Annotated in this window: 22 protein-coding genes, 1 tRNA gene and 2 pseudogenes; 13 read left to right on the top strand and 12 right to left on the bottom strand. The window is 71.1% G+C overall.

Going from position 1 to position 26,848, the window contains the following annotated elements; all coding sequences use genetic code 11:
- Window positions 1–3: 3 nt before the first annotated feature.
- The 5 genes from ACZ4TV_RS03920 to ACZ4TV_RS03900 all read right to left on the bottom strand — a co-directional run bounded on the left by ACZ4TV_RS03920 (window position 4) and on the right by ACZ4TV_RS03900 (window position 6,549).
- Window positions 4–1,272 (bottom strand): ABC transporter substrate-binding protein, encoded by a 1,269-nt coding sequence (locus ACZ4TV_RS03920; protein ID WP_468130373.1) that lies wholly within the window; start codon window positions 1,270–1,272, stop codon window positions 4–6.
- A gap of 115 nt (window positions 1,273–1,387) precedes the next feature.
- The gene (locus tag ACZ4TV_RS03915; protein ID WP_468130371.1) at window positions 1,388–3,211 is read right to left on the bottom strand and encodes an AMP-dependent synthetase/ligase; all 1,824 of its coding nucleotides are present in this window, start codon (window positions 3,209–3,211) and stop codon (window positions 1,388–1,390) included.
- A gap of 423 nt (window positions 3,212–3,634) precedes the next feature.
- Window positions 3,635–4,486, bottom strand: coding sequence for a LysR substrate-binding domain-containing protein (locus ACZ4TV_RS03910; protein ID WP_468130369.1), 852 nt, complete (start codon window positions 4,484–4,486; stop codon window positions 3,635–3,637).
- 260 nt (window positions 4,487–4,746) lie between these two features.
- Window positions 4,747–5,544, bottom strand: a complete 798-nt coding sequence (locus ACZ4TV_RS03905) for an alpha/beta fold hydrolase (protein WP_468130367.1) — start codon at window positions 5,542–5,544, stop codon at window positions 4,747–4,749.
- A 174-nt stretch (window positions 5,545–5,718) separates the two neighbouring features.
- Complete coding sequence (locus tag ACZ4TV_RS03900; RefSeq protein ID WP_468130365.1) at window positions 5,719–6,549, bottom strand: dienelactone hydrolase family protein; 831 nt, start codon at window positions 6,547–6,549, stop codon at window positions 5,719–5,721.
- A gap of 161 nt (window positions 6,550–6,710) precedes the next feature.
- Between ACZ4TV_RS03900 and ACZ4TV_RS03895 the strand changes: the two genes are divergently transcribed.
- The 3 genes from ACZ4TV_RS03895 to ACZ4TV_RS03885 all read left to right on the top strand — a co-directional run bounded on the left by ACZ4TV_RS03895 (window position 6,711) and on the right by ACZ4TV_RS03885 (window position 9,421).
- Entirely contained in the window at window positions 6,711–7,775 is a 1,065-nt protein-coding gene (locus ACZ4TV_RS03895) for a GlxA family transcriptional regulator (RefSeq protein WP_468130363.1), read from the top strand.
- A gap of 164 nt (window positions 7,776–7,939) precedes the next feature.
- A complete protein-coding gene (locus ACZ4TV_RS03890) occupies window positions 7,940–8,980 on the top strand; it encodes a bile acid:sodium symporter family protein (protein WP_468130361.1) in 1,041 nt (346 codons plus the stop codon).
- A 9-nt stretch (window positions 8,981–8,989) separates the two neighbouring features.
- On the top strand, window positions 8,990–9,421 hold the full coding sequence (locus ACZ4TV_RS03885; RefSeq protein WP_468130359.1) for a (2Fe-2S) ferredoxin domain-containing protein: 432 nt from the start codon (window positions 8,990–8,992) through the stop codon (window positions 9,419–9,421).
- Between the two features lie 170 nt (window positions 9,422–9,591).
- On the opposite strand, the gene ACZ4TV_RS03880 is transcribed toward ACZ4TV_RS03885, so the two are convergent.
- Together ACZ4TV_RS03880 and fdhD are read right to left on the bottom strand one after the other, a co-directional pair.
- Window positions 9,592–9,744 (bottom strand): hypothetical protein, encoded by a 153-nt coding sequence (locus tag ACZ4TV_RS03880; protein ID WP_468130357.1) that lies wholly within the window; start codon window positions 9,742–9,744, stop codon window positions 9,592–9,594.
- Window positions 9,745–9,902: 158 nt separating this feature from the next.
- Window positions 9,903–10,751, bottom strand: a complete 849-nt coding sequence (fdhD, locus tag ACZ4TV_RS03875) for a formate dehydrogenase accessory sulfurtransferase FdhD (protein ID WP_468130355.1) — start codon at window positions 10,749–10,751, stop codon at window positions 9,903–9,905.
- Window positions 10,752–10,966: 215 nt separating this feature from the next.
- On the opposite strand from fdhD, the gene ACZ4TV_RS03870 reads away from it, so the two are divergent.
- Entirely contained in the window at window positions 10,967–11,908 is a 942-nt protein-coding gene (locus ACZ4TV_RS03870) for a beta-ketoacyl-ACP synthase III (protein ID WP_468130353.1), read from the top strand.
- On the opposite strand, the gene ACZ4TV_RS03865 is transcribed toward ACZ4TV_RS03870, so the two are convergent.
- The gene (locus ACZ4TV_RS03865; protein ID WP_468130351.1) at window positions 11,892–13,073 is read right to left on the bottom strand and encodes a low temperature requirement protein A; all 1,182 of its coding nucleotides are present in this window, start codon (window positions 13,071–13,073) and stop codon (window positions 11,892–11,894) included. The genes ACZ4TV_RS03870 and ACZ4TV_RS03865 overlap by 17 nt on opposite strands.
- 245 nt (window positions 13,074–13,318) lie before the next feature.
- On the opposite strand from ACZ4TV_RS03865, the gene ACZ4TV_RS03860 reads away from it, so the two are divergent.
- From ACZ4TV_RS03860 to ACZ4TV_RS03850, 3 genes and pseudogenes are all read left to right on the top strand, one after another.
- Window positions 13,319–13,406 (top strand) — tRNA-Leu (locus tag ACZ4TV_RS03860).
- A gap of 923 nt (window positions 13,407–14,329) precedes the next feature.
- Window positions 14,330–14,689 (top strand): hypothetical protein, encoded by a 360-nt coding sequence (locus ACZ4TV_RS03855; protein ID WP_468130349.1) that lies wholly within the window; start codon window positions 14,330–14,332, stop codon window positions 14,687–14,689.
- 49 nt (window positions 14,690–14,738) lie between these two features.
- Window positions 14,739–15,508 (top strand): annotated as a pseudogene (locus tag ACZ4TV_RS03850) (transposase).
- 571 nt (window positions 15,509–16,079) lie between these two features.
- Here the strand turns inward: ACZ4TV_RS03850 and ACZ4TV_RS03845 are convergent.
- Window positions 16,080–16,541 (bottom strand): hypothetical protein, encoded by a 462-nt coding sequence (locus tag ACZ4TV_RS03845; RefSeq protein WP_468130347.1) that lies wholly within the window; start codon window positions 16,539–16,541, stop codon window positions 16,080–16,082.
- A 371-nt stretch (window positions 16,542–16,912) separates the two neighbouring features.
- On the opposite strand from ACZ4TV_RS03845, the gene ACZ4TV_RS03840 reads away from it, so the two are divergent.
- From ACZ4TV_RS03840 to ACZ4TV_RS03830, 3 genes are read left to right on the top strand one after another with little or no spacing between them, the layout of a single operon-like run.
- On the top strand, window positions 16,913–17,167 hold the full coding sequence (locus ACZ4TV_RS03840; RefSeq protein ID WP_356414369.1) for a hypothetical protein: 255 nt from the start codon (window positions 16,913–16,915) through the stop codon (window positions 17,165–17,167).
- Window positions 17,139–17,654, top strand: coding sequence for a DUF6879 family protein (locus ACZ4TV_RS03835; RefSeq protein WP_468130344.1), 516 nt, complete (start codon window positions 17,139–17,141; stop codon window positions 17,652–17,654). Before ACZ4TV_RS03840 ends, ACZ4TV_RS03835 begins: the two co-directional genes overlap by 29 nt.
- A 14-nt stretch (window positions 17,655–17,668) precedes the next feature.
- Window positions 17,669–18,517, top strand: a complete 849-nt coding sequence (locus ACZ4TV_RS03830; RefSeq protein ID WP_468130342.1) for a helix-turn-helix domain-containing protein — start codon at window positions 17,669–17,671, stop codon at window positions 18,515–18,517.
- Window positions 18,518–19,082: 565 nt separating this feature from the next.
- On the opposite strand, the pseudogene ACZ4TV_RS03825 reads toward ACZ4TV_RS03830, so the two are convergent.
- A pseudogene (locus ACZ4TV_RS03825) lies at window positions 19,083–19,802 on the bottom strand (IclR family transcriptional regulator); the annotation flags it as partial.
- A gap of 815 nt (window positions 19,803–20,617) precedes the next feature.
- Window positions 20,618–21,238 (bottom strand): sigma factor-like helix-turn-helix DNA-binding protein, encoded by a 621-nt coding sequence (locus ACZ4TV_RS03820; RefSeq protein WP_468130340.1) that lies wholly within the window; start codon window positions 21,236–21,238, stop codon window positions 20,618–20,620.
- A gap of 375 nt (window positions 21,239–21,613) precedes the next feature.
- On the opposite strand from ACZ4TV_RS03820, the gene metG reads away from it, so the two are divergent.
- Window positions 21,614–23,329: a methionine--tRNA ligase gene (metG, locus tag ACZ4TV_RS03815; protein WP_468130338.1), complete on the top strand. Its 1,716-nt coding sequence runs from the start codon at window positions 21,614–21,616 to the stop codon at window positions 23,327–23,329.
- A gap of 135 nt (window positions 23,330–23,464) precedes the next feature.
- Here the strand turns inward: metG and ACZ4TV_RS03810 are convergent, their stop codons facing one another.
- Window positions 23,465–25,135 carry a serine/threonine-protein kinase gene (locus ACZ4TV_RS03810; RefSeq protein ID WP_468130336.1) on the bottom strand — a complete coding sequence of 557 codons (1,671 nt, stop codon included), beginning with the start codon at window positions 25,133–25,135 and terminating at the stop codon, window positions 23,465–23,467.
- Between the two features lie 171 nt (window positions 25,136–25,306).
- On the opposite strand from ACZ4TV_RS03810, the gene ACZ4TV_RS03805 reads away from it, so the two are divergent.
- Together ACZ4TV_RS03805 and ACZ4TV_RS03800 are read left to right on the top strand one after the other, a co-directional pair.
- Window positions 25,307–25,894 carry a hypothetical protein gene (locus ACZ4TV_RS03805; RefSeq protein WP_468130334.1) on the top strand — a complete coding sequence of 196 codons (588 nt, stop codon included), beginning with the start codon at window positions 25,307–25,309 and terminating at the stop codon, window positions 25,892–25,894.
- Window positions 25,895–26,025: 131 nt separating this feature from the next.
- Window positions 26,026–26,802: a bestrophin-like domain gene (locus tag ACZ4TV_RS03800; protein ID WP_468130332.1), complete on the top strand. Its 777-nt coding sequence runs from the start codon at window positions 26,026–26,028 to the stop codon at window positions 26,800–26,802.
- Window positions 26,803–26,848 lie beyond the last annotated feature (46 nt).

The raw sequence follows: 26,848 nt of genomic DNA, 5'->3' as shown, positions 1-26,848 counted from the left end.
CCTCTACTTGAAGGGGATGGGCGGGTAGCACTTGAACGGGACGGAGACCTCGTACGCGCCGTTCTTCAGCTGTACGAGCGCTCCGCAGCCGAAGCTGTCCTTCTGGCCCTTGGGCTCCGCCCGGTCGCCGACGAGCGTGCCCGTGTCGGAGAAGCTCTGCGCGGCGGCCTGGAAGGACTCGACGGTCAGGTTCCGGCCCGCCTTCCGCGCGATGGACACGAACAGGTCGGCCGACATGTATCCGGTCATCATGTGCATGTTCAGGGGCACGTCCTGGCCGCCCGCGGCAGCCTTGATATCGGCTTTGAACTGCGCCATCTTCGGGTCCGTCGACTCGAAGGGCTGGAACTGCAGCAGCACGTGTACCCCGTCGAGGGCCTGCTTGGTGGCGTCCTTGGCGAGCAGCCCGGGGTCGTAGTCGGTCGGGTCGGAGAGCAGCCCCTTGTACCCGCTGCGCTTGAGCGCGGTGAAGAGGCCGATGTTGTTGGGGGTCTGCATGACGGAGACGACGGCGTCGGGGGCCTTGCCGCCGTTGCTGGAGAGGATCTCCTTCACGTACGCGGACCAGTCGCTCGGGACGGCGGTGGCCGGCACGGAGGCCTTGGCGTAGGAGACCGTGAACCCGGCGCTGGCGAAGCCCTGCTGGAAGGTCCGGATGCCGAACTTCCCGGCGTCGCTGTCGTTGGCGATGACCGCGACCGACTTGCCCTGCGCCCCGCCGAGGATCGTGCTGATGCCCTCGGGCCAGGTCTGGTTCAGGGTGCCGCCGGGGGAGGGGACCAGGCAGCCGTTGAAGCCGTAGATGTACTTGGGCCCGCAGAAGGAGGGCAGGGTGCCCCAGCCGAAGGTGGGGACCTTCTCCTGCTCCAGGAAATCGGCGCCGGAGAAGGTCACCGAGCTCATGGGGGAGACGGCGAAGACCTTGTCCTGCTGGACGAGTTTGCGGGCGGCCGCCAAGTTCTTCCCGGGGTCCTGGCCGTCGTCCTCCGCGCCGAGGTAGTCGATCGTGCGCCCGCCCACGCCTCCCTCGGCGTTGGCTCTGAGGTAGCGGGCCTTGGCGCCGAGATCGGTGTCCTTCTTGCTGTAGCCGCTGGCGGTGGTCATCGACACGATCCCGCCGACCTTGATCGAGTCGGCGCTAACCCCGCGGGTGTTCCCGGTGGCGTCACCGGGCCCGCCCGGGCCGGTGCCGTTCGTGGAGGCGGAGTTGCAGGCGGAGACGAGCGCGAGGGCCGCCGCCGCGGCGGCCAGGGTGCGGATCGGTCGCAACATGTCGGGGATCCCTCCGGTCGGAATCCCCGCATTCTGTGCGCGACCTGACGGATCGTCAATATCTTCGGCCGAGGCGAAGTGACGGCACGTCAGATCCGTTTCGGCTCCTGCTTCCTCACGACTCGTAGAGGGCCGCGACCTCCTTCGCGTACGCCTTCTCGATCGCCCGCCGCTTGAGCTTCAGCGAGGGGGTCAGCAGCCCCCGCTCCTCCGTGAACTGCTCGGCCAGCACCCGGAAGGTGCGGATCGCCTCCGCCTGCGAGACCAGGGCGTTGGCGGCCACCACCGCCCTGCGGACCTCCGCCGTCAGCTCGGGGTCGTTCACCAGGTCCGCGGCCGGTAACTGCGGCCGGCCGCGCATCGACAGCCAGTGCGCGATCCCGTCCATGTCCAGGGTGAGCAGGGCCGCGATGTACGGCCGGTCATTGCCCACCAGCACGCACTGCGACACCAGCGGATGCGAACGGACCCGCTCCTCCAGCGCGGCCGGCGCGACGCTCTTGCCGTTGGAGGTCACCAGGATGTCCTTCTTGCGCCCCGTGATGGTCAGGTAGCCGTCCTCGTCCAGGCGCCCCAGGTCCCCGGTCGCCAGCCAGCCGCCGCGCAGCACCGCCTCGGTGGAGCGGGGGTCCCCGAGGTACCCGGAGAAGATGTGGGCGCCGTGCAGCCAGACCTCCCCGTCGTCCGCGACGTACACCGTGCTGCCCGGGATCGGCCGGCCCACCGTGCCGTACTTCGTAGCCCCCGGCGGGTTCGCGGTGGCCGCCGCGCAGGACTCGGTCAGGCCGTACCCCTCGAACACCGTGATCCCGGCGCCGTCGAAGAACAGCCCGAGGCGGCGCGACATCGCCGACCCGCCCGACATGGCGTGCCGCACCCGGCCGCCCATCGCCTCGCGGACCTTCCCGTAGACGAGCCTCTCGAAGAGCTGGTGCTCCATCCGCAGGCCTGCCGAGGGCCCCGGCCCGAGACCGAAGGCCTTCTGCTCGCGCGCCTCCGCGTACCGCACGGCCGTCTCCACCGCCCGGTCGAAGGGCCCCGTACGCCCCTGCGCCTGCGCCGTGCGGCGGGCGGCCGCGAAGACCTTCTCGAAGACGTACGGGACGCCGAGCACGAAGGTCGGCCGGAAGGCGGCGAGGTCAGGCAGCAACTCGGCTGCGGACAACACGGGTTGGTGCCCGAGCTTGACCCGCGCCCGGACGGCGGCCACCTCCACCATCCGCCCGAAGACATGGGCCAGCGGCAGGAAGAGCAGGGTGGACGGCTGCTCGCCCTGCCTCGCCTGGAACACCGACTCCCAGCGGGTCACCAGGGTGTCGGTCTCGTACATGAAGTTGGCGTGCGTGAGCACACAGCCCTTGGGGCGGCCGGTGGTTCCGGAGGTGTAGATGACGGTGGCGGTCGCGTCGGGCGTCACGGCGCCGCGATGGCGGTGCACGACGTCCTCGGCGACCCCGCGGCCGTCGGCGACGAGCCCGTCCACGGCCCCGGCGTCGAGCTGCCACAGCCTTTGCAGGTGCGGGAGCCCGTCGATGACCGAGCCCACCGTCATGGCCTGGTCCTCGTTCTCGACGACGCAGGCCGTGCACTGGGTGTCGTACAGGATCCAGTGCACCTGCTCAGCGGAGGACGTCGGATAGATGGGGACCGGCTGGGCGCCGATCGCCCACAGGGCGAAGTCGAAGAGGGTCCACTCGTACCGGGTGCGGGACATGACGGCGACCCGGTCCCCGAAGCGCACCCCCTGGGCCAGCAGCCCCTTCGCGAGCGCGAGCACCTCGGCGGCCAGCTCCCCGGACGTCACGTCCCGCCAGACCCCGCCGCTCTTCCGGCCGAGCACCACCCGGTCCGGATCCTGACGGGCGTGCTGGAAGACGACGTCGGCCAGCCCGCCGACGGGCGCCCCCGTGACGACCGGTGGGACGGTGATCTCCCGCAAGGCCCCGCTCCTCTCCGCGCAGCGCGGCGACGCTATCCCACGCCCGGTCGCAGTCGATCAGCCTGCGGATTCCTCCACAAGACCTCCGCAGCCCCAGATACCCACCGCCCCCGCCCCAGCCCAACCGCCACGATCCCCACAGCCCCGATCAGCCCCACGGGCCTCAATCCAGCCGCGCCAGGCTCAATCCAGTCGGGCAGGGCTCAGTTCAGCCGCGCCGGGCTCAATCCCGCCGAGCAGGGCTCAGTTCAGCCGCGCGGGGCTCAATCCAGCCCCGGCCGGCGGAATCCGCCCCCGCCGGGCCAAATCCAGCCCCGCCGGCGTTTGAGGCGCGGGGTCTGGGGCGGAGCCCCAGGGTCCTTGAGCCCGGCCTCAACTCTCAGCCCCGCCGACGATTGAGGCGCGGCTCCGGCCCGAGCCCGGTCACGCCGTGCGGCTGAGGCGGTCCGCACCCGAGAGCACCGCCGAGGCCAGGGCTTCGGCGGCAGCCGAGACGCGCGCCCCGCGCAGCAGCGCAAACTCCACCGACCCCAGCTCCGGCAGCCCGCCGACCCGCACCAGGCCCGGCGGGATCAGCCCCCGGGTGTGCGCCATCACCCCCAGCCCGGCCCGCGCCGCCGCGACCAGACCACTCAGGCTGCCGCTCGTGCACACGATCCGCCACGCCCGCCCGTCCCGCTCGAGCACCTCCAGGGCCCGGGCCCGGGTGATGCCCGGCGGCGGGAAGACGATCAGCGGAACAGGGCGCTCAGGGTCCACCCGCAGCCCCTCCGCGCCGATCCACACCATCCGGTCCCGCCAGACGAGACGGCCCCGCTCGTCACCCGGCCCCCGCCGTTTCGCGAGCACCAGGTCGAGGCGCCCCGCGTCCAGCCGCTCGTGCAGCGTGCCCGAGAGCTCCACCGACAGCTCCAGATCCACCTCGGGGTGCTCGTGCCGGAACCCTTCGAGGATCTCCGGAAGCCGCGTCAGCACGAAGTCCTCCGAGGCCCCGAACCGCAGCCGCCCCCGTAGCCGCGTCCCCGCGAAGAAGGCCGCCGCCCGCTCGTGCGCCTCCAGGATCGTCCGCGCGAAGCCGAGCAGCGCCTCGCCGTCCTCCGTCAACTCCACGCTGTGCGTGTCCCGGGCGAACAGCGCCCGCCCCGTCGCCTCCTCCAGCCGCCGTACGTGCTGGCTGACCGTGGACTGCCCGACACCGAGCCGCCCGGCCGCCTGGGTGAAGCTGAGCGTCTGGGCCACCGTGAGGAAGGTACGCAGCTGGACAGGGTCGTACATGCCACCCAGGCTAGGCCGTATCGGGATTCCACGGCGATCCACCCGGTGATGCACCGGCAGCGGCTTCCTCGAAGCCATCACGCCGCTCCCCCTCCAGGGGCAGCTGTACGACGGCCAGCAGCAGCGCCGGCCCCGCCCTCGCCTGCGCCGGACCTGCTCGGGCCACCGCCGCTACCGCGGCCACCGCCGCAGCCAGTCGGGGAGCGACAAGCAGGGCGGCGCTCCGTTTCGCCCGTCCGGGCTCTGCGACCGTGTTTCAGCTACGAGAGGGCCCGAAGGAACGGCCTGATGGTGCGGACGAGTTCCTCGGGATGACCCCACTGCGGCGTGTGTGCGTCCGGGGTCCGCACTACCTCGACCCCGAGTCGGCCGGCGAGCCAGGCGGCGGCTTCGTGGAAGTAATCCGGTGATTCCTGGCCGACCAAGACCTGGGCCGGGGTGGTGATGCCGGCGAGCGTCGCGTCGTCAGGGCGGTAGGACTCGAACGTCCCCATCTCGACGCCGAAAAGGGTCTCTCCGTTCGAGGTCATCCTGTGGCGCAGGTCCGGGTCCAGGCGATCCCAGTTGTCGTCGCCCGCAGCGAATCGGATGAAGTGCTCCACGGCCGCCGGAGGCCCGCCGGCGGCCATCCCCGTTTCGATGACCGGCCTCAGGGTGGCCTGGGCCTCGCCCGGGTTCTCCAGGATCGAGAAGAGCGTGGTCTCGTGCAGGAGGGCGCCGCGGACGACGCCGGGGTGGCGGATGAGCAGGTCGAGGGCGGTGATCGCCCCATAGCTGTTGCCGAACACGGCGGCGGGAGCGAGCGCCAGCGCGGTGAGAAGTGCTGCGGCGTCGTCGGCCTGCTCAGGTACGGAGGTGGCCTGCCACCCGCTGGGGCGGGGGCTGCGGGAGTTGCCGCGCCGGTCGTAGGTGACCACGGTGAATTCGTCGGCGAGCAGGTCCGCGACCCGGTCGAAGTGTCCGGCATCGCCGGTCGCGCCGGAGATGAACAGCACCGATGGGCCGGCGCCCCGAAGCTCGTAGTAGATGTCTGTCCCGTTCACGGCGATCGACGGCATAGCGACTTCCTCAGCTGAACGAGGGCCTTCGCGCCTCTGCGAGATACTGCTGTCCTGCCACCTGTGCGCGCCGGACGCCGCGCGCGGTGTCGCCTGCGGGTGGGCGCGTCGAGCGACCACATGGCGGTCGCGGCGGACCGTTTCCGCAGCGGTGTCCGGCGGACCAGCGCCCGGTCAGGTGGCGGGCAGCGGTCGGTTCCCGTGCGGGTGCAAGCGTTCGGTGAGGAAGGCGAGGATCTCGTCGCGGGCCCGGACCGTGGGGTGGCCGGCCTCGTCGACGAGATGGGCGGTGACGACGCTGTGCGGGGTGCCCACCAAGTCGGCGAAGAACGGCGGCGGGGCCGGGTTGGCGGCGCTGTCCGCCAGGACCCGCCCGTCGAAGGCCTCGCCGAGCAGCGCCCTGTAGGCGGCGAAGCGCTGCCCGGTGCACCAGCGGTCACCCTCGAAGCGGTAGGCGAGGACGGTGAGTCCGTCGCGGTGGAGCCGGTCGCGCACCGCGCGCGCGTCCGCCGCGTCGAGTTCGAGTCCGCCGGGGTCGTCGAGCGGCAGCGACGGATGGTTGACCACCGGGGCGATCACCGCCGGCTCCAGGGCCATGGTGAGAGCGAAGTTGCCGGTGAAGCACAGACCGATCGCGCCCACCCCGGGCCCACCGCACGCGGCGTGGGCGTGGCGCGCCAAGCCGCGCAGCCACACCGTCACCGGGCTGGTGCCGCCCCCGGCGAAAGCGCGGAACTCCGCGCTGACACAGGCGCGGCGGACGATCTCCCGGCCGCCCTCGACCGTGGGGAAGGCGCCGTCAGTCCCGAACAGGGAAGGCACATGGACGGTGAAGCCCGCGTCCCGCACCCAGCGCGCGAGCCGCAGAACGTCGGGACTGATCCCCGGCATCTCGGGCAGCACCACGACCGCGGGCCCGGCCCCGGCCACATACACCGTCTTCTCCACCCCCTCAACGGCCACGCTCCGGCGGGTGAAGTCGGTGATCGGATCGTCGTCGCTCATGGGGCCAGCCTCCTCCCGGAACCGCCCCCGGATGAGGGGCGGGATCGCCGTGCCCAGGGGTAATCTCGCCACACGCGAGGGACCGCGGCGGCGGAGGCGGGCCAGGCGAGCGGTACGCGGTCGGCGACACGGGGCCAGGAACACCAGGGGGTACGGGAGCGATGGCGGAGGCGGCGGCGCGGCACGTGGAGGATGGCGTGGGGCCGGGCGCCGAGCCGGGTGCGCTGCGGGTCGGGGTACTGGCGTACCCGGGCTGTTTCGCATCCGAAGTGTTCGGCGTCCCCGACCTGTTGACGATGGCCGGGCACGTCGCCGGACCGGAGGCGCCCGGCTACCGGGTGTCGGTCGTCTCGCCCCGCCGCCGGGTCACCGTCTCGGGCGGCGCCGGCGTGGACGTGCGTCCCCTGCGCGAGGTCGACGTCCTCGTGGTCCCCGGCTTCGAACTGCCCCCGGACACCGACCTCGACGCGCGGCTCGCCCGGCTCGCCCCCGAGATCGCGTCGATACGCGCGCAGGCCGCCGCCGGTACCGCCGTCGTCTCCCTCTGCGTCGGCGCGTTCCTGCTCGCCGAGGCGGGGCTCCTCGACCGGCGCCGGGCCACCACCTCCTGGCTGCACGCCGGCGAACTGGCCAGGCGCTGCCCGGACGCCGACGTGCGGCCCGAGCACCTGGTCGTCACCGACACGGGGGTGACGACCACGGCCGCCTTCAGCGCCATGTACGACTTCGCGCTGGACCTGATCCGCCGGCACAACGGCGCCCGGGTGGCCCGCACCACCGCACGGGTGGCGCTCGTGGACGACGCGCGGCTCTTCCAGACCCCGTACGTCGACCCGCGGCTCCTCCCGCAGCCCGGCCGGGACTTCTCCCAGCGGGTCATGCGGCGCCTCGACCAGAACCTCGCCGAGCGGTACGACCTCGCCGCGCTCGCGGACGCCTTCCGGGTCAGCACCCGCACCCTGCTGCGCCGCTTCGCCGAAGAGACCGGACGCAGCCCGCTGGCCCATCTCCAGGCCTCCCGGGTCCGCCGCGCCCGGCACCTTCTGGAGACCACCGACCGCACCGTCGCCGCCATCGCCGCGGCCGTCGGCTACCAGGACCCCGGCACCTTCGCCGCCCTCTTCGCCCGCCACACCGGCCACCGCCCGAGCGCCTACCGGGCCGCCTTCCGCCGCACGAGCCGGGCGTCCGCCCCGGACGGCGGCGTCCAAGCCGTGGCTCTTTGATCTTGGCCGGTGAGAGCCCGTCGTCTATCGAGGATCGTAATGACAGTAAGTACGGTGTACTGGTTTCCCGATCACCGCCGTGCCCCGACGATGAAAGGAGCACCACCTCGACCTCCCCGCCCCGGCACCCCCGCACCGCCCCGACAGCAAGTGAGCAACCGCACATGCGCCGCCCGCACCTCCCCGCCTGGCTGCCCCTGGACCCCTACATCCTGGCCCTGCTCGGCACCGCCGGCCTCGCCGCCCTGCTCCCCGCCCGCGGCGCGGCCGCCACCCTCGCCGGCGGCGCCTCCACCGCGGCCGTGGCCCTGCTCTTCTTCCTCTACGGCGCCCGGCTCTCCACCCGCGAGGCCCTCGAAGGCCTGCGCCACTGGCGGCTTCACCTCACCGTGCTCGCCTGCACCTTCCTGCTCTTCCCCCTCCTCGGCCTGGCCGCCCGCGGCCTCGTTCCCGGCGTCCTCACACCCCCGCTCTACGCCGGCCTCCTCTTCCTCTGCCTGGTCCCCTCGACCGTCCAGTCCTCCATCGCCTTCACCTCGATCGCCCGCGGCAACGTCCCCGCCGCGATCTGCGCGGGCTCCTTCTCCAGCCTGGCCGGCATCGTCCTCACCCCCGTCCTCGCCGCCGGCCTGCTCGGCAACGACGCGGGCGGCTTCTCCCCGGACTCCCTCCTCAGGATCAGCCTCCAGCTCCTGCTGCCCTTCGTCCTCGGACAGGCCCTGCGCCGCTGGACCGGCGGCTTCCTCGTCCGCCACAAGCGGGTCCTCGGCTACGTCGACCGCGGCTCGATCCTGCTCGTCGTCTACGTCGCCTTCAGCGCCGGCATGGTCGCGGGCATCTGGCACCAGGTGAGCGTCCCGAGGCTCGGCGCCCTGCTGCTGGTGGAGGCCGTACTGCTCGCCGTCATGCTCCTCGTCACCTGGTACGGCGCGGCCCGCCTCGGCTTCGGCCGCGCCGACCGCATCGCCATCCAGTTCGCCGGGTCGACGAAGAGCCTGGCCGCCGGACTCCCCATGGCCAGCGTCCTGTTCGGGGCCCAGGCCGGCCTCGCCGTGCTCCCGCTGATGCTCTTCCACCAGATGCAGCTGATGGTCTGCGCCGTCCTCGCCCGCCGCCGCGCGCAGGACCCCGTACCCGAACTCGCCGCCGACCGTGTGGCGGAGGTCTCGCGCTCGGCCCAACAGCCCACGGGCCGGGCCCGATAACGTGCGGTGGTGACCTGGATACGCCCGCTCGCCGCCCACGCCGAACGCCCCTGCACCCTGGTGGTCTGCCGCGGCTGCTGCTGCGGCGATCCCCGCAAGAACCCCGGCTCCGACCACGCCGGCCAACTCGCCCGGCTGCGGGAGGCCGCCGCCGCCTCCGGGGGCCGCCTGGCCGTCCGTACGAGCGACTGCCTCGGCCCGTGCGCCCAGGCCAACGTCATCGTGGTCCAGCCCACCACCGAGGCCCGCCGACGCGGCGCCCGCGCGGCCTGGTTCGGCTGGGCCCTGGACGACACCGCGACCGACGAGATCATCGCCTGGGCCGCTTCCGGCGGGCCGGGCTCCACCCCGGTCCCGCCCACCCTGGACCTCCACCGCATCGACCCCCCGACCCCGAAGCAGGCCCCGAACGCCACGCGCCGCAGCCGCCGGGGACGCTAGGTCGTCTCTTTCGGATCTTGCCGGGCCCGCGCTGCCCGGCACCGCACATCGCCGCGTTGTCGGGGCGACCGAGTACGTCCAGTACACGGGCGCCCCTCCGCCTTGTGATGCACGGCACCGGACAACGCGGGCCCGACCGACAAGATCCGAAAGAGACGGCCTAGCCCTAGCTAGTACTCGGCGGTGTCGCCCTCGTAATCGTCGTCGAGTGGCATGGGGATGGACTGTTGGATGACGTCAGCCGGATCGACTTCCGAGACGGGCTCGCCTGCGGGGAGGTCGGTGTCGTCGTTGTCTTCGTCGTTGCGGGGCTTGTCGGGCAAGGTCTTCTCCCCATCGGCTGGTGAGGCCGGGCAGGCCGGTCGTGGTGCGCCGGCACGGCGCCCACCGATCTTTCCCCCGCAGCGTCGCTGGAACACGGCGCACAAGGGTGATCTCTCGTGGCGCCGCACACGTCCCTATCCACGGTGGCAGGCGGCCCCTAGACCCGCCTGGCCGGGTCCGGGAGGGCGATCCGCTCCTCGCCCGCGTAGATGTTCATGTCCGGCCCCCGCAGGAAACCGACCAGCGTCATGCCCGACTCCAGCGCCAGGTCCACCGCCAGCGAGGACGGCGCGGAGACGGCCGCCAGCACCGGGATGCCCGCCATCACGGCCTTCTGCGCGAGCTCGAAGGAGGCGCGGCCCGACACCAGCAGGACCGCGCCCGTCAGCGGGAGCCGGCCCGACTGGAGCGCCCGGCCGACGATCTTGTCCACCGCGTTGTGCCGGCCCACGTCCTCCCGCAGGTCGAGCAGCTCGCCCTGCGCCGTGAACAGCCCGGCCGCGTGCAGCCCGCCCGTGCGGTCGAAGACCTTCTGGGCCGCGCGCAGCCGGTCCGGGAGCTCGGTCAGGACCTCCACGGGAACCCGTACCGGATCGGCGGCGATCCCCGGGAACCGGGTCGCCGTGCGGACCGCGTCCAGGCTGGCCTTGCCGCACAGGCCGCAGGAGGAGGTGGTGTAGACGTTCCGCTCCAGCGTGATGTCCGGCACGGGGACCCCGGCGGCCAGCTGCACGTTGACCACGTTGTACGTGTTCCCACCGTCCTCGGTCGCGCCCTCGCAGTAGGTGACGGCCTGGACGTCCGCAGCGGCGCCGAGCACTCCCTCGCTCACCAGGAAGCCCACCGCCAGGGAGAAGTCGTCACCCGGCGTGCGCATCGTGATGGCCAGGGGCCTGCCGTTCAGCCGTATCTCCAGCGGCTCCTCGGCCACCAGTGTGTCCGGGCGGACGCCCGCCCCGCCGTTCCGGATCCGGACGACGCGACGGCGCTCGGTGACCCGTCCCATGGTGATCAGTCCACCCCTTCTGTTCTCGCTGTACCCGCCGGAGGTCCGACGAGCTCATTGTCCCGGTTCCGCTTCCCACGACGCCTCCGGCAGGTGGATCCTCGGGAATCTCCAAATTCGGGGGCCGGAATCCTGTCGGGTCACACGCACACGTACCCACCAGTAGCAGGCAAAGCTGGGTGATCCTGACTTCCGTACGAGGGGGGACCCCGCCCATGACCGGTTCACGCGTGGTGGCGCTAGGGCACTACCAGCCCGCGAAAGTGCTCACCAACGAGGACCTCGCGGCCATGGTGGACACCACCGACGAGTGGATCCGGTCCCGCGTCGGCATCCGCACCCGCCACATGGCGGGCCCGGACGAGCCGGTGGACGAGCTGGCCTACCAGGCCGCCGGCAAGGCGCTGGCCGGCGCCGGTCTGACCCCGGACGACATCGACCTCGTCCTGGTCGCCACCTCCACCGCGATCGACCGTTCACCCAACATGGCCGCGCGCGTCGCCGCCAAGCTGGGCATGGGCGGCGGCCCCGCCGTGATGGACATCAACGTCGTCTGTTCGGGCTTCACCCACGCCCTCGCCACCGCCGACCACGCCATCCGGGCCGGCTCCGCCACCCGGGCCCTGGTCATCGGCGCCGACAAGATGACCGAGATCACCGACTGGAGCGACCGCAGCACCTGCGTGCTCACCGGCGACGGCGCGGGCGCGGCCGTCGTCGAGGCCTGCGAGGAGCCGGGCATCGGCCCGGTGCTGTGGGGTTCCGTCCCGGAGATGGGCAACGCGGTCCGCATCGAGGGCTCGCCGCCCGTCTTCGCGCAGGAGGGCCAGTCCGTCTACCGCTGGACCACCAGCCAGCTCCCGCCGCTGGCCCGCAAGGTGTGCGAGAAGGCCGGAGTCACCCCGGAGGAACTGGCCGGGGTCGTCCTCCACCAGGCGAACCTGCGGATCATCGAGCCGCTCGCCGCCAAGATCGGCGCCGTCAACGCCGTCGTCGCCCGCGATGTCGTCGACTCCGGCAACACCTCGGCCGCCAGTATCCCGATGGCCCTGTCGAAGCTGGTCCAGCGCGGCGAGATCCCCTCCGGCGCCCCCGTCCTCCTCTTCGGCTTCGGCGGCAACCTCTCCTACGCGGGCCAGGTCATCCACTGCCCGTGACCCCGGCCGCCGCGGACGCGGCCCGGGGCGTGCCCGCGCCGCGTTCCTCCACGGCCAGCGCCGCTACGAGGACCAGCACCAGCGCCGTCAGCTGCCACGCACCGCCCAGCCGCATCCCGGCGGCGGCGGTGGCCAGCACCGGCACCAGCGCCAGCGCGCGGAAGAGGACCGGCCGGATCCCGAGCACCAGCCGGAAGGCGATGTCGCCGGCCAGGTAGCAGGCCACCCCGCCCGCCAGGGCGAAGGCGGGCCCCGCGGCCAGCTGCTCCCCGAGGTGCCCGATGGTCTTCTTCACGCCCGCCGAGAAGGCCGCGATGCCCAGCAGCATCGGCAGGAAGGCGTAGTAGTACGCCCGCAGCGCCAGCTTGAAGCGGAGGTCCGGCGCGGTACGGGCGAAGACCTCCTCGGCCCGGCCCTCGTCGCGCACGAAGTACATCCACCACAGGGCCGCCCCGACGGCCAGCGTCAGGAAGGCGCCCCCGGCGATCCCGAAGGTCGGGGGCATCGCGCCCACGCCGATGCCGATCGCGATCACGGACTCGCCGAACACGATGATCAGCAGCAGACCGTGGCGCTCCACGAAGTGCGGGGCGCTGATCCCGCCGAGCTGGTCCCCGACCGTCTCCTCCGCGGCGGCCGGCTCCCCCTGCTGTCCGCTGGCCGCCACCCGCCGCACGATCACGGGCGTCACGAACTGCAGGACCAGCGCGAGCACCCACAGCCCCCACGCGGGCAGCCCGTCGAACAGCCCGGCCGCCGTGACCGAGAGCGCGGACAGCGCATTGGGCAGGGCGAACCAGAGCACCCCGCGGCCGTGGGCCTGCGTGTACAGCGCGCTGTGCGTGAGGACGACGACGAGATAGCCCAGGCCGAAGGCCACGCCGCCGTCCCCGAAGGCGGTCGGCACGGCCAGCGCGCAGACCAGGAAGGCCCCCATGGCCAGCAGGATCAGCAGCCGCCGCACGGGCCGGTCCGGCGGTACCTGGTTGGTCAGATAGGCGTAGCCCCCGTACATCCAGAACAGCACGGTGAAGATCAGCACCACCTGCCCCGCGCCCCGCAGGCTCAGGTCGTCCGCCAGCAGCACCGTCAACTGCGTGATCGTGAAGACGAAGACGAGGTCGAAGAACAGCTCCAGCGTGCTGACGCGGTGCTCGGTTTCCATGCGCGGCTCCCCCCGGATGTGTGCGCAGCTATCCGACCGCCCGGCACCCTCCCTGTCCAGCCGGTATCACCATCCGGTCCGCCGCCCGACTCGGCGAGACACCTCGTCTCGTTGCGCCCATCCGTGCATGCGTGCAGGTCAGCCCGGCGTGGCGGACGGTCGCCGGTCGGATATGTGGTCGGAGCCCCGCCGATCCTTTGCTATTGTTGTCCATGTCGCCGCGGGAAACCGGGGCCGACCACCTGGTCCGGGTGGCGGAATGGCAGACGCGCTAGCTTGAGGTGCTAGTGCCCTTTATCGGGCGTGGGGGTTCAAGTCCCCCCTCGGACACCAGCTGAGACCCCACTTCATGTGGGGTTTTCTGCTTTTCTGGGCAGTGGCGTGACCAACCACGTGACCAACAGCCCAGCGATTCCCCAGGTCAGACCAGGGATGACAGGCGCCTGCCGTACCGGGCCATGGTGTAGCCCGGTGAGTGGTGCCGGGCGTTCGCGGAAACCTCTACGGGGTTCTCGTGTTCGTCCAGATCGTTCGTGATCTTGCTCGCCCGCCAGTCGTGAATCCGGAAGCCCTCGGGCAGGTGCAGCCGGCTCCGAAGGGTGCGCCACCGCGCCGACACCTTCTCGGGGTCCTGGGGGCCGCCTGCCTCGCCCCGATAGAGCTTGAAGCCGTCCCCAAGGGGGCCGACGCTCCGAAGACTCAGCGCCAGTCGCTCAGTCTGGCGGACAAGGTGCGGGCACGGATTGAGATGCACGGCGGTCGGGCCACGTCCTCTCAGGTCCTGCCTTACGTCGGTGCCAGCGCCAGTGAGGTCAAGGCACCGCCCGAAATCGTCGTCACCGTGGATCGGTCGGGGAAGACGGGCCGACCTGCCACCGTGTTCACACTCCAAGGGGTGACGATTTCCACCACGGCGCGTCAGCGCCGGCGAAGCGGACCTTAATGGAAAGCAACAGGGGCCAAGGTCGTCCGAATCGACTCCTACCGCCCGGCCCCCACGCAGCACCCAGCTCCTCCGGCCGTACCCACAGCCGAGAACCCGTTCCGCTCACTGCTCTGAGGATCCGACCTCTAACCAAGAAAGCCCCGGCCTGGGCGAGGCCGGGGCTTTGTTCATTGCTTCGACTAAGGGCTGTCCCGTAACTGCTGGTCACGGAGTCAACCTGCTGCGGAAACTGCGTAGCTGCTGAGTTCGCGGTGCCGGTATCGTCCGGTCTCCCGCCCCGTCGAACCGGTGGCCTACGTTTCAGAGAGCGATGCAGATGACCAGCCAGCAAGCAACAACGACCCTGTGGCGCCCTACCGGCCCCAAGGAGCTGGATCTGGTTCGGGAGCTGAGCTGGCGTGCCTGGCCACCCCGGCTGCCCGAGCAGCCGATCTTCTACCCGGTCCTCAACGAGGACTACGCGGTCAGGATCGCGCGGGACTGGAACGTGAAGCACGATGGCGCCGGCTTCGTCACTCGCTTTGAGGTCGAGGCGGAGTTCTTGAGCCGGTATTCCATCCAGCAGGCCGGCGGACAGACGATCCTTGAGCTATGGGTTCCAGCCGAGGAGCTCGACGACTTCAACGCCCACATTGTCGGTGAGATTCAGGTGATCCACGAGTTCCGCTGAGGCGCGGCCTTGCTGACGGGGCACGCGGGCCCGGTGCAATGATCGCGGTGTGGCTGGTGTGATCACGGCGTCAAAGCCGTCCTGGATAGCCCCGTTCACCGGGCTGAGCCCTCGCCTGTTCGGCAAGCTGGTGACCATGCTGCGGCGCGAGGGCGCGGATGTGGTCCGTAAGGGCCGGCCCTGGAGCCTGCCGCTGGAGGACCGGGCTCTGCTGGTCGCGGTGTACTGGCGCGCACGAACTTGACGATGCGCCAGCTCGCCCCGCTCTTCGGGGTGTCCAAGTCGGCAGCGGACCGCATCATCGACCACCTCGGGCCGATGCTCGCGCTCCAGCCCCGCAAGCGGTTCGCCAAGGTCACCGTGCTCATCGTGGACGGCACCCTGGTCCCGACCAGGGACCACACGGTGGCGGAGCAGTCCAAGAACTACCGGTACTCGACCAACCACCAGGTCGTCATCGACGCCGACACACGCCTGGTCGTCGTGGTGGGCCGGCCTCTTCCCGGAAACCGCAACGACTGCAAGGCGTGGGAGGAATCCGGCGCCGAAGCCGCAGTCGGCAGAACACTCACGATCGCCGACGGCGGCTATCCCGGCACCGGGCTCGTCATGCCCCACCGCCGGCGCAAGGGCGAAGACCTTCCGGACTGGAAGCAAGCACACAACAAGTCCCACAAGCAGGTCCGCGCCCGCGTCGAGCACGTCTTCGCCCGCATGAAGACCTGGAAGATCCTCCGCGACTGCCGCCTCAAAGGCGACGGAGTCCACCATGCCATGCTCGGCATCGCCCGGATGCACAACCTCGCCCTCGCCGGATAGATGAGCAACCGGACGACTGCCGGCCACGCCCGAGGCAGCTCGTAGATCATTTACGGGACAGCCCTTAGCCGTGTGCGCAGAACAGTTCAGGAGGCAAGAGACTTGAGCAGCACAACCTGACAGCCGTTCGCACGACCGTTGGACGTATTCCAGCGAATCCCGATCTCCCCATCCCCATGCACGTGAAGGTTCGGACGCATGCCCGCTTCATGCCATCCATCGTGCCCGTACATGCGACGGCATGTCACTGAGGAATTCACGTGCCCCTCGTAGTGTGGCGTTCCCGGAATCCCACGCCTCACGGCCGCCACCTGATACGCGTACAGCGCCGCCCAAGCCTGGCACCTCGTAGGTTTGTTGATCCTCACAGACACAAGCAGGATAGACACGCCTCCTCCCATCAGGCAGAACGATCTCCAGCATCCGACGCAACACACCCTCACCGATCCCGAGCTGAGCGGAAAGCTGCGTGTACGTCTCGCCGTTGGCCAGCCGCATCCTCAGCTTCTCCTCATGAGCGGCTATGTAGTTCCGGTTCTCCTTCACTTCCTGCGCGCTCAGTCGTGGCATGTCACCCCACCGATTCGCCATCCCCCGAGCCCTCTTCAATCATGCGCAGATCACCACTGTTCTGAGCCAGGGCTTTCTCAATGGCCTCATCGGCAGCCGTGAAAAGGCTCGGCAACGCAACAAGAATCGCGTCCGCTGTCCGCGAGTCCGGATCGGTGTACGCGTCCTCACCAAGCCTTTTCTTGGCCTGCATGACCGCCCAACCCATCCTCAGTAAAGCAACAAACTCAGACTCGTCCCCGAACTCCACACCAGCAGAGTCAGATTCATTAGCGGGACCCACATCCGCCCCCTCTGTCTGATGCGAATGGTTCCTGATCTCCGCGTTCACCTGAACCACGGTCCGCGCGTCGCCGTCGTCGAAGGCCTCAGCCCGCTCCCCATCCAGAGCAGCGCACACCTTGCAGCCCTCAGCAGCCTGCGGCCACGCCGCCTTCCCACCCGTAGAGACCACCGGGCTCACTGGTGGCCCCTCGCGGTGTGACGACGGATCCGAACGTTCACGTCACTGATCGCCGTCCCCCGAAGCGGCCCACTGGCAGACGCCCGCACCCTGGCCTGCCTGACGCAGTACACACACGTATCAGGCGCCTCTGGCCATGGATTGGGGAACAGTCTTGCTACTTCCTGCTGCGCTCTCGTCGCCGTCATCGCGCCCTCCCGGCCGCTCCCGTGGTCGATGAAGCGACCCTAGGAAGGGGTCAGCGCGAGGAGCCACATTCTTGCACAGGCTTGCACGCCAATTTCCTTGGCTGATAGCGGTATTGACGCTGTCTCTGCACTTCAGTGAAGCTGATGCAAGCCCGAGCAAGCACGTGGACCAGGGAGCCAGCCATGGCCGTAGAGTTCGTCGGTATCGACCCCAACACCGACCGGGACCACTGCCCCACCGTGTGGGCGGACGCGGAAGCTCAGGAGATCTTGTTGCAGGGATGGAAGCCGAGCCCCGAGACTCAGGCGGAGTGTGAGGGGAGCAGCCCCGCGAACGGTCCGGTGCCCGACAGTGAAGCCATCGTCAGGATTCCGGCCCGGATGATCCCGATGATCAGGGAGGCGTGTGATGCCGTCGAGCGTGCCCAGCTTCGCTGAGCTGCTTGGCCAGTGCGAGCGGTCCGCCGTCCACCTGGAGCTGCGCGACTCCTATGCCCCGACGGACCGGTTCAAGGCGTGGAAGCGGGGCGAGCGGATCAATTGGGAAGACCGCGAATCCTGGTGGCATCCCTATGACCAGTTGATCACGGATACCGTGGCCCGGGGCGTGGCGATCCGCCGGGCCCGGGTGATCTCCGAGCCCGTATCGGAGTACATCCGCTGGGAGCACTACGTCACCCACGCCAACGTCACTGCGGGCGAGGAAGTCCGGTGGTTGCCACGGCGACGGGCCACGAGTATCCCCCTGCCGGGGAACGACTTCTGGCTGTTCGATGGTGCGCTTCTCCGGGTGCACCACTTCTCGGGTGACGGTGTGGTTGTGGAGGACGAGATCACGGCCGACCCAGAAACCGTGAAGGTGTGCTCCAACGCCTTCCAAGTAGTTTGGGAGCGAGCGATCCCGCACCACCTGTACGAGATCTGACGAAGGCCAGCTTCATGCCCCCACACCCCTCTTCCAGCGTGCAGAAGGCCCGCGAAGACCTTGCCGGGCGTCTGCGCGAGATCCGGAAGGATGCGGGGATCAGCGGGCGGGAGCTGGCTGTCAGATGCGGCTGGTCCGAGTCGAAGTCGTCCCGGATCGAGAACGCTAAGACCCCTCCCTCTGACGCGGACATCAAAGCGTGGTGCCGAGCCTGCGCCGCTGGCGATCAGGCCCCTGACCTGATCGCAGCAAACAGGCAATCCGCCGATGCTCATGTGCAGTGGAAGAGACTCCAGCAGAGCGGTCTCCGTCGCCTGCAAGAGTCCACAGGAGACCTGTACCAACAAACCAAGATGTTCCGGGTCTACGTTTCCGACGTGATCCCCGGCTTCCTTCAGACGCCCGGATACGCCGCTGCCCTTCTGTCGTCCATCGCAGACTTCCGGGGAACTCCCAACGACGTGAGTGATGCCGTGGCGGCCCGCATAAGGCGTAACGCGGTGCTGAGCAACGGCGCACGCCGGTTCTCGTTCGTCTTGGAGGAGTCGGTGTTGCGGTACCGGCTGTGCAGCGCCGAAACCATGGCGGCACAGCTTGGCCACCTGCTCGGGGTTATGGATCTCCAGAACGTCGCCGTGGGGATCATCCCGTTCTCTGTGCAACGGACCGTATGGCCCATGCCCACCTTCACGATCTTCGATGACACCAGGGTGCACGCGGACACGCTGGACGCTGCTTCCACCCTCACGCAGCCCAGTCAGGTCGAGCTGTACGCCAGAGCCTTTGAAGGGCTCTCACAGGGAGCCGCGCGGGGAGCTGCGGCACGGTCTCTCATAGCGGGTGCGTTGGCATCCCTGGACTGAGACCAGTGGCGTCAGCAGGAGTCTCTATTGCCCGGAGCTGGATCCGTTGGCCACGTGATCAACGCATGACCAACAGCGGTCCGAAACACCGAGAAACAGCAGGTGAGGGTGACCAACCGTTCAAGTCCCCCCTCGGACACCAGAGAGAACCCCACACATCGTGTGGGGTTCTTCTGTTTCCCCCGCCCCGTGCCCCGCCCCGCCCCGCCCCGGCCTCCGCCGGGGCCCTTCACGTGCCCAGGACCACCAGGCCCGTCGGGGGCGTCAGGCTGCCCGGGGTGACCGAGGTGAAGGTGTGGGGCAGGGACAGGCGGGGCTGGCCGTTCTCCGGGACGGCGTCGAAGAGGTAGGCCGCCGCGGCCGTGGTGTCGCTGACCAGGTGGGGGCCGCCCGGCGCGGCCGTGGCTCCGGTGAGCGGCGTACGGAAGAGGCGCCGCAGGTGGCGCAGGGTCTCCGGGGTGACCGGGGCCCGCATCGGCAAGGGCTGCGCCGGCGCAAGGGGCTGCGCGGACGGCATCTCGGCGGCGGGGGCGTCGGCCCCGCCGTCCGGAGGGATCGCCCCGGTCAGCAGCAGGGCGAGGAGGACCGGGACGGCCTTGCGGCGCAGGGCCTCGGTGGCCGAGCGCAGGCGGTGCGCATGGGCCGCGGGCAGGGAGAGCGCGAGGCTCCCGGCGGCGTCGCCGGTGGCGATCGGGACCGCCGCGCAGACGACCCCGGGGGAGTACTCGAGCAGGTCGAAGACGGGTGCGCCCGGAGCCACCGCGTCCAGGGCGGTGAAGAGGGCCCGGCTGTCGGTGATGGTCTGCGGAGTGAGCCGGGCGGGCCGGTGCCGGGCCACGTGGTCCGCTCGGCGGTCGTGGTCGAGCTGGGTCAGCAGGCACTTGCCGACCGCGCTGGCGTGCGCGGCGTCGCGGAAGTCCACCCACTCCCGCACCGGCGGGGTCGCCGGCCCGTCCGCCATCTGCGTGATCCGGACCTCGCCCTCGGCGTACCGGCTGAGGTACACCGCCGCCCCCGCGCTGTCCCGGGCCAGGGCCAGGGTGCGCTGGAGCTGGCCGGCCAGGCCGTGGCCGCCGGGCGCGGCGAGCCGGTCCAGGGCGGGCCCGCGCCCGTACACCCCCGCGCCCGGGCGGTACGCGTACTCCTCCTCGCACAGCATCGACAGCAGGGGGCGCAGTTCCCCCTCGGCGAGGCCCGACTCCCGTGCGAGCTGGGCGGCCCGTACCCCGAGCGGATGCTGTTCCAGGACGCGTACGACGGCCAGCGCGCGGCGGGCCTCCGCCAGCGCCTCGCTCGTCCCGTCCCCTCCCTGGACGACGGTCCCGCGGGCCGCCGCCGTGAGGGCGGGGTGGCGCAGCGGTCCGGCGGCCGGCCGGGGCGCGGCCACCGGCGCCGCCGCCACCGGCGACACGGTGACGGACGGTGGCAGGAACGCGGCCAGCACCCCGGACAGCCCGGGCCGCGGCAGCGGCACCGGGCCCAGATCGGGATCCTCCAACTGGTCGACGTAGCGCAGGACGGCCGCCTGCGCGCACAGCCGGACGTCCCGCAGATCGCGCCGGCCGCTCGGCCGGAAGCCGCGGCCCAGCTCGCGCGCCCAGTGCCGGGCGTCGTGGTGCTCGCCGCGCCGGGAGTGGTCGAGGAAGAGGCAGTACGCGGCCGCGGCGGTCCGCGGGTGCCCGGAACCGGCGGCGAACTGCCACCAGAAGCGCGCGCCTTCGCGCAGTCCGGCGAGGTGCAGCAGACAGCCGAAGACGAAGGCGCCGGCCAGGTCGGTGTGTCCGCTGGTGAGGAAGGAGTCGAGGTGCGTCCCGGCCTTCGGCGCGCACACGGTGGCCAGGCAGGTGGCCTTGAGGTCGCGCCGGGCCCGTTCGGCGTCGAGCGGGCAGTCCCGGGCGGGGTCGCTCCAGCCGTAGGGCGACCGGCGCCGGGCCCGGTGTCCGGTGCCCGGCGCGTGGGGTGTGGCGCGCAGCAGCCGGGCCTCGGCCGCGCCGAGGTCGTAGTACCGGTAGCGGTCGCGGACGCCCGCGCGGGCGAGGAACTCGGCCAGGGAGCGGGGGGTTCCCTCGCCGTCCTGCGGTCCGTGGCGTTCGTAGCGCCTCATGAGTCGGCTGATTCGGTCGATGCGGCGGACGTGTCGAGCAGGCGGGCGAGCCGCCGGTGGGCCTGGCCGAGGTAGGAGCGGACCGTGGCCTCGTCGACGCCCATCACGGCGGCCGCCTCACCGGGGGCGCACTGGAGCCCGTACCGCAGGAGGACGGCGTCACGTTGCCGCTCGGCGAGACGGGAGACGGCGGAGTAGAAGCGGATGGTGTCGGTCAGCACCTCGTACTGGTCGGCGTGGGCCTCCTTGAGGGCGGCCTCGAAGGCGCTGATGTCCATCGGCTCGGGCTGCTGCTGCCAGGGATGGCGCCGGCGCTGCCGGTCGACCAGGCACTGCTTGAGGACGGTCCACGCGTAGGCGTCCAGGCGGTCCATGTGGAGCATCCGGAGCCACTCGCCCATGATCGAGTCGAAGGTGGCGTCGACCGCCTCCTCCGCCGCCGCGTCGGAGCCCAGCTGGAGATACGCGAAGCGCATGTAGGCGGGCCGCCGATTGGCGTGGAAGGCCCAGTACGACAGGCGCGCCGTCGGATCCCACTGGCTCATGGGAGTCGGCCGGCGGCGCCGGCTCGGCAGTCCCACGGCCCCACCGGACTCCTCCGGTCCGCCATCGCTCACCGTTCCACCTCATCCCCTGTGCGCTGAACAGGAAAGCAGCGCGGACGCACTCGGAGGGCGCGGAGAAGAAAGCTGGAAGCATTACGTCGTGGATGATCGGTCCGTGATCGATGTCGATCGCGCGCGGCTCCAGCCAGCACGTATGCATATGCCCGCCGCCGGTGCCGCCCGACCTCCGGTCGGGTCCGCCGCCGTCCGGCTGTACCATGGGCCCGATCGCGAGGGCCGTGACGGAGAGGTCACTGCCCTCGCTTTTGCGTTACGTCCACCCCGAACAAATGCGGCGCGTGGCCTTTCGGCGGTTCGATACGATGAACCGCATTCACAATCCGTCACGTCACGTAGTACCGCACAAAGGAAATGGAGCATCCGAGGATGGCTCGACACCTGATCACCAGCGCGCTTCCCTACATCAACGGGATCAAGCACCTGGGCAACATGGTCGGGTCGATGCTTCCGGCGGATGTGTACTCCCGGTACCTCCGCCAGCGCGGCCACGACGTCCTCTACATCTGCGCCACCGACGAGCACGGCACCCCCGCCGAACTCGCCGCCAAGGAGGCCGGCCTCTCGGTCGACGCCTTCTGCGCGCAGGCCCACGACGCCCAGAAGGCGGTCTACGACGGCTTCGAGCTGTCCTTCGACTACTTCGGCCGCAGCTCCTCCGCGCAGAACCGCGAGATCACCCAGCACTTCGCGCGCCAGCTCCAGAAGAACGGCTTCATCGAGGAGCGCGCGATCCGGCAGGTCTACTCGCCGGTCGACGGCCGCTTCCTGCCGGACCGCTACGTCGAGGGCACCTGTCCCCACTGCGGCTACGACAAGGCCCGCGGCGACCAGTGCGAGAACTGCACCCGCGTCCTGGACCCCACCGACCTCATCGAGCCCCGCTCGGCCATCTCCGGCTCCACCGAGCTGGAGGTCCGCGAGACCAAGCACCTCTTCCTCCTCCAGTCCAAGCTCCAGCACGAGGTCGAGGCCTGGGTCTCCCGGCACGAGGAGGAGTGGCCGCAGCTGGCCTCCTCCATCGCCCGCAAGTGGCTGACCGAGGGCCTGCACGACCGCGCGATCACCCGTGACCTCGACTGGGGCGTCCCGGTCCCGGCCGACACCTGGCCCGAGCTGGCCGCCGAGGGCAAGGTCTTCTACGTCTGGTTCGACGCCCCGATCGAGTACATCGGCTCGACGAAGGAGTGGTCGGACCTCGACCCGGCGAACCGCGACTACAAGTCCTGGTGGTACGAGGCCGAGGACGTCCGCTACACCCAGTTCATGGCCAAGGACAACGTCCCGTTCCACACGGTGATGTTCCCCGCCACCGAGCTGGCCACCCGCGAGCCGTGGAAGAAGGTCGACTACGTCAAGGCCTTCAACTGGCTGACGTACTACGGCGGCAAGTTCTCCACCTCGCAGAAGCGCGGCGTCTTCACCGACCAGGCGCTGGAGATCCTCCCGGCCGACTACTGGCGCTACTTCCTCATCGCGAACGCGCCCGAGTCCGACGACTCCTCCTTCACGTGGGAGCACTTCACCGCCACGGTCAACAAGGACCTCGGCGGCACCCTCGGCAACTTCGTCAACCGCGTACTGACCTTCTCCCGCAAGCGCTTCGGCGACGAGGTCCCCGCCGGCAGCCCCGCCGGCGAGGCCGAGGCCAAGCTGGGCGAGCAGATCGCGGAGCTGCTGGCCGAGTACGAGGGCCACATGGAGTCCCTCCAGTACCGCAAGGCGGCGGCCGCGCTGCGCGCCCTGTGGTCGGCCGGAAACGCCTACCTGGACGAGAAGGCCCCCTGGCTGGAGGTCAAGACCGACCTGGAGGGCGCGGCGCTCACCCTGCGCACCGCGATGAACCTCATCCACCTCTACTCGGTGGTCTCCGAGCCCTTCATCCCGGCCTCGGCGCGTGCCATGCGCTCCGCGTTCACCCTGGCCGACGACACGGCGGCGTGGGTGACCCCGGAGCAGGCCAGGGCGCTGGACGCGGTCCCGGCGGGGACGCCGTTCACCGTACCGCCGGTGCTCTTCGCGAAGATCACCGAGGAGGACCTGGAGTCCTACCGCGAGCGGTTCGGCGGCTCCCCGGAGGCCTGAGGCTCCGAGTGACTCCGTGAGGGGCGCGGCCTGTCGAGGGCCGCGCCCCTTTCGCGTGCCGTTCGCCTGCCGGCGGGGGCAACGGTAGGGGGTGGGGCTGGTGCGCGGCCGATTGCGGGAGGGCGGGAAGGGACCTCAGCCGCCGGTCCGTACGAAGGTCCGCACCGCCGTGTCGAAGTGGCCCCGCGCCTCGCCGGTGCGCCCCACCGGTGACGACACCCAGACGTCGTAGAGCCGGCCGCCCTCCTCCCAGCACAGGTCGCGGGTGTGCCGGGGGCCCTCGGCCGCCGAGAATCCGTTCCAGGTGAACCGCCAGAGGGCCGCCTGATGTCCGTCGTGCGTGGTGGCCACGACCTCGGCGTCACGGTACCCCGGGTTGTTCGTCGGCCCCTTGGCATGGGCGCGCTCGTGCACGGCGACCGGTCCGCCCGGCTGCGGCTCCGCCACCTTGATGCCGATGCGGAACGTCTCACCGGGCGACATGTAGAAGATCCGCGGACCGTCGACCTTGCGCGTGAAGCCGACGGGGACGGCGAGCGAGAAGCCCTCCGAATCTTCGACCATGCGGTATCCGGCGGGGACGCCCTTGTCGTCGGAGGAGGAGGGGGAGAGCGGCTGCGGTGTCGACGGGAGCGCGGTCTCGGTCCGCTCCCGGGGAGCAGCGGGGCTGGGAGTGGTCGTGGGAGTGGCACTCTGGGCCGAGTCCGCCGGTGTCGTCCGGGCGCCAGCCGCTCCGCTCGTGGACGCCTGCGCCCCGCGTTCGCCGTTGTTCATGAGCAGCGCGGCGGCGGACACCCCCGCCCCGGCGATCGCGGCCACCAGCAGGCCGGCGATCAGCGCCGCCCCCGGCCGCTTCTGCTTCCCGGGCGCGGGAGCGGGTACGGGAGCCGGTACGGGCGCAGGCGCGGGTACCGGTGCCGACGCGGGCTCGGACGGCCTGGTCACGCTGCGCTGCGTCGGCGTGTACTGCGGCGCCGCCTGCGCGCAGGCCCGCAGCATGTGTTCCGCCTGGTCCGCGCCGAGCCGCCGGGCCGGATCGCGCTCCAGCAGTCCCCGCACCACGGGCAGCAGCGGGCCGCACGCGGCGGGCGGCCGGATCTCGTCGTAGACCACCGCGTGCAACACCCCTCCCAGCGAGTCCCGCCGGAAGGGCGACGTGCCGCTGACGGCCGCGCACAGCAGGGCGCCCAGCGACCACAGGTCGGACTCGGGCCCCACCGGCGCCTGGGCGGACATCCGTTCGGGCGCGGTGTATTCGGGGGAACCGACGAATGCCCCGGTCGCGGTCAGCGTCGTCGCGCCCGCCACCTGCGCGATCCCGAAGTCCGTGAGGACGGCCCGCCCGCCCGGCGCCTCCAGCAGCACGTTCGCCGGCTTGATGTCCCGGTGCAGCACACCGGCCGCATGCGCCGTGCGCAGGGCGCCGAGCAGCGCGATCCCGATCCGGGCCCCTTCGGCCGGGTCCACCGGCCCCGAGCCGGAGAGCCGATCGGCGAGGGAGCCGCCTTCGACCAATTCCATGACGATGTACGGGCGTTCGTGATCCTCGACGATGTCGTGCACCACGATGATGTGAGGGTGTTTCAGCTGCGCGGCCGCGCGCGCCTCGCGCAGTGTGCGCTCACGCTGGAGCCGGGCCTCGTCCCCGGACAACGCGGGGTCGAGCGTCACCTCCTTGACGGCTACGCTCCGGCCGAGCAGCTGGTCCGTGGCGCGCCACACGACGCCCATGCCACCACGTCCGAGCTTGGCGTCCAGCCGATAACGCCCCACGATCAGACGGGCGTTCTCCCCCTCGGTCCCCATGGCGCCATCATGCCGCATCGGCGCACGGGTCGCGGCCGGGGCTGACGCACGGCCGGGTGGGCGTGAGCCCTCCGTCGGGATCTCGAAGGGCCTGCCGCGTGTCGTAGCGGGGTCTTGATCGTTTCTTCAGCGGTATGCCTTACATCTGCTGCGGAATCGGGAGGACGCGCGGTGACCGCTTGGCAGTACTTCGCCGGGGCGGGTCTGGTGGCGGCGCTCTGCCCGCTGCACGGCCACGTGGCGGTCGCGGGCGACGGCAAGGACCGCGGAGCCCGCGTCGACGTGTGCGTGCCGACGGCGCAGCCGGGTCGGCCCGTCGTACGGCCTTCCGGGCGACCCTCGGTACGGGTGGCCGAGCCCGGCCCCGACCGGCCGACCGTGCGCCACCCGGGGCGGACCCCTGCGCCGGCCGCCGTCGCGGGGCGACCCGATCGGCCCGCGGAACGCGGGCAGCCGGAGCCGCCGCCGCGTCCGGCGGGACCTTCCGCGCAGGCCGGGGCCGGGGATCCGAAGCCGCCGGCGCCCGCGCCGGGTCCCGGGGGCGGGACCGGGCGGGCGTCGGCCGAAGCACCCGCTCCGCCCCGGCCCAGGGCCGCCGCCGCGCCCGTGACCGCCTTCCACGTGCGTCCGTACCGCTCGGTGGCCCTGAAGCGGCGCGGCCCGGACGGGATGTCCACCGTGATGCTCATGGTCGTCGTCACCACCCCGGCCGTACTCGCCGCCGCCGCCCTGCGCCCCCGCTCCAAGGGCCGCGCCTGACCGCCGAGCGCCGCCCATCCGCACGGCCGTCCGCAGGCCCGCCCGCAGGCGCGTTCGCCCGACCCATTCGCCCGACCCATTCGCCGATCCATCCACCGATCCATTCACCGATCCACACCGGGAGAATCCACGTGTCCGAATGGCTGGTCCTGGCCATCGCCATGGTGCTCGTCTGCGCCCTCGTCCTCACCATCACCGCGATCCGGCACCGCCGGGCCGCGGACGACGAGGACACCAGCGAAACCCCCGACGTCATCGAGTACATGACGATGATGGTGGGCGTGGTCTACGCGATCGTGCTGGGTCTGGCCATCGCGGGCGTCTGGGAGGCGCGCGGCGCCGCCGAGGACAGCGTGCGCCGCGAGGCACAGGCGCTGTACGAGGTCACCCAGCGCGCCGACGTCTACCCGGCCGCGGTCCGGGACCGGATCCGCGGCGAGGTGGACGCGTACGTCTCCCACACCGTCGCCGTGGACTGGCCGCTGATGACCTCCGGCGAGAACGCGTCCGCCGAGGGCGGGGTGCTGCTCGGCAAGCTGCGCAGCGACGTCACCCACCAGAGCCCGGCCACCGAGCTCCAGGCGCAGGCCTACCAGCCGCTCCTGGACCACATCGCCGCCGCCGACGACGCCCGCCACTCGCGGACCCAGAGCTCCGAGTCCACGCTCCCGGTTGTGGTGTGGTTCGGGCTGCTGGTCGGCGGGGTGGTCACGATCGGACTGATCTTCACCCTGCAGATCCGCCGCTCCGGGCGGGAACTGCTGCTCGCCGGGCTGTTCAGCGCGCTGATCGTGTTCCTGCTCTTCATGGTGTGGAGCTTCGACGCGCCGTACGGGAGGGACGGGATCGACTCGGCCGAACCGTTCCAGGACCTCTTCCCGGCAACGGCGGTGGCCGCCGCCCGCTGACCGCCCGCTGACCGCCCGCTGACGGGTAGCGGGCCCGGGGGCGCCC

This window comes from Streptomyces sp. NPDC028910 (genome assembly GCF_055564955.1).
The sequence above is the reverse complement of the archived record's forward strand: the minus strand, read 5'-3'. Positions and strand labels throughout refer to the sequence as shown.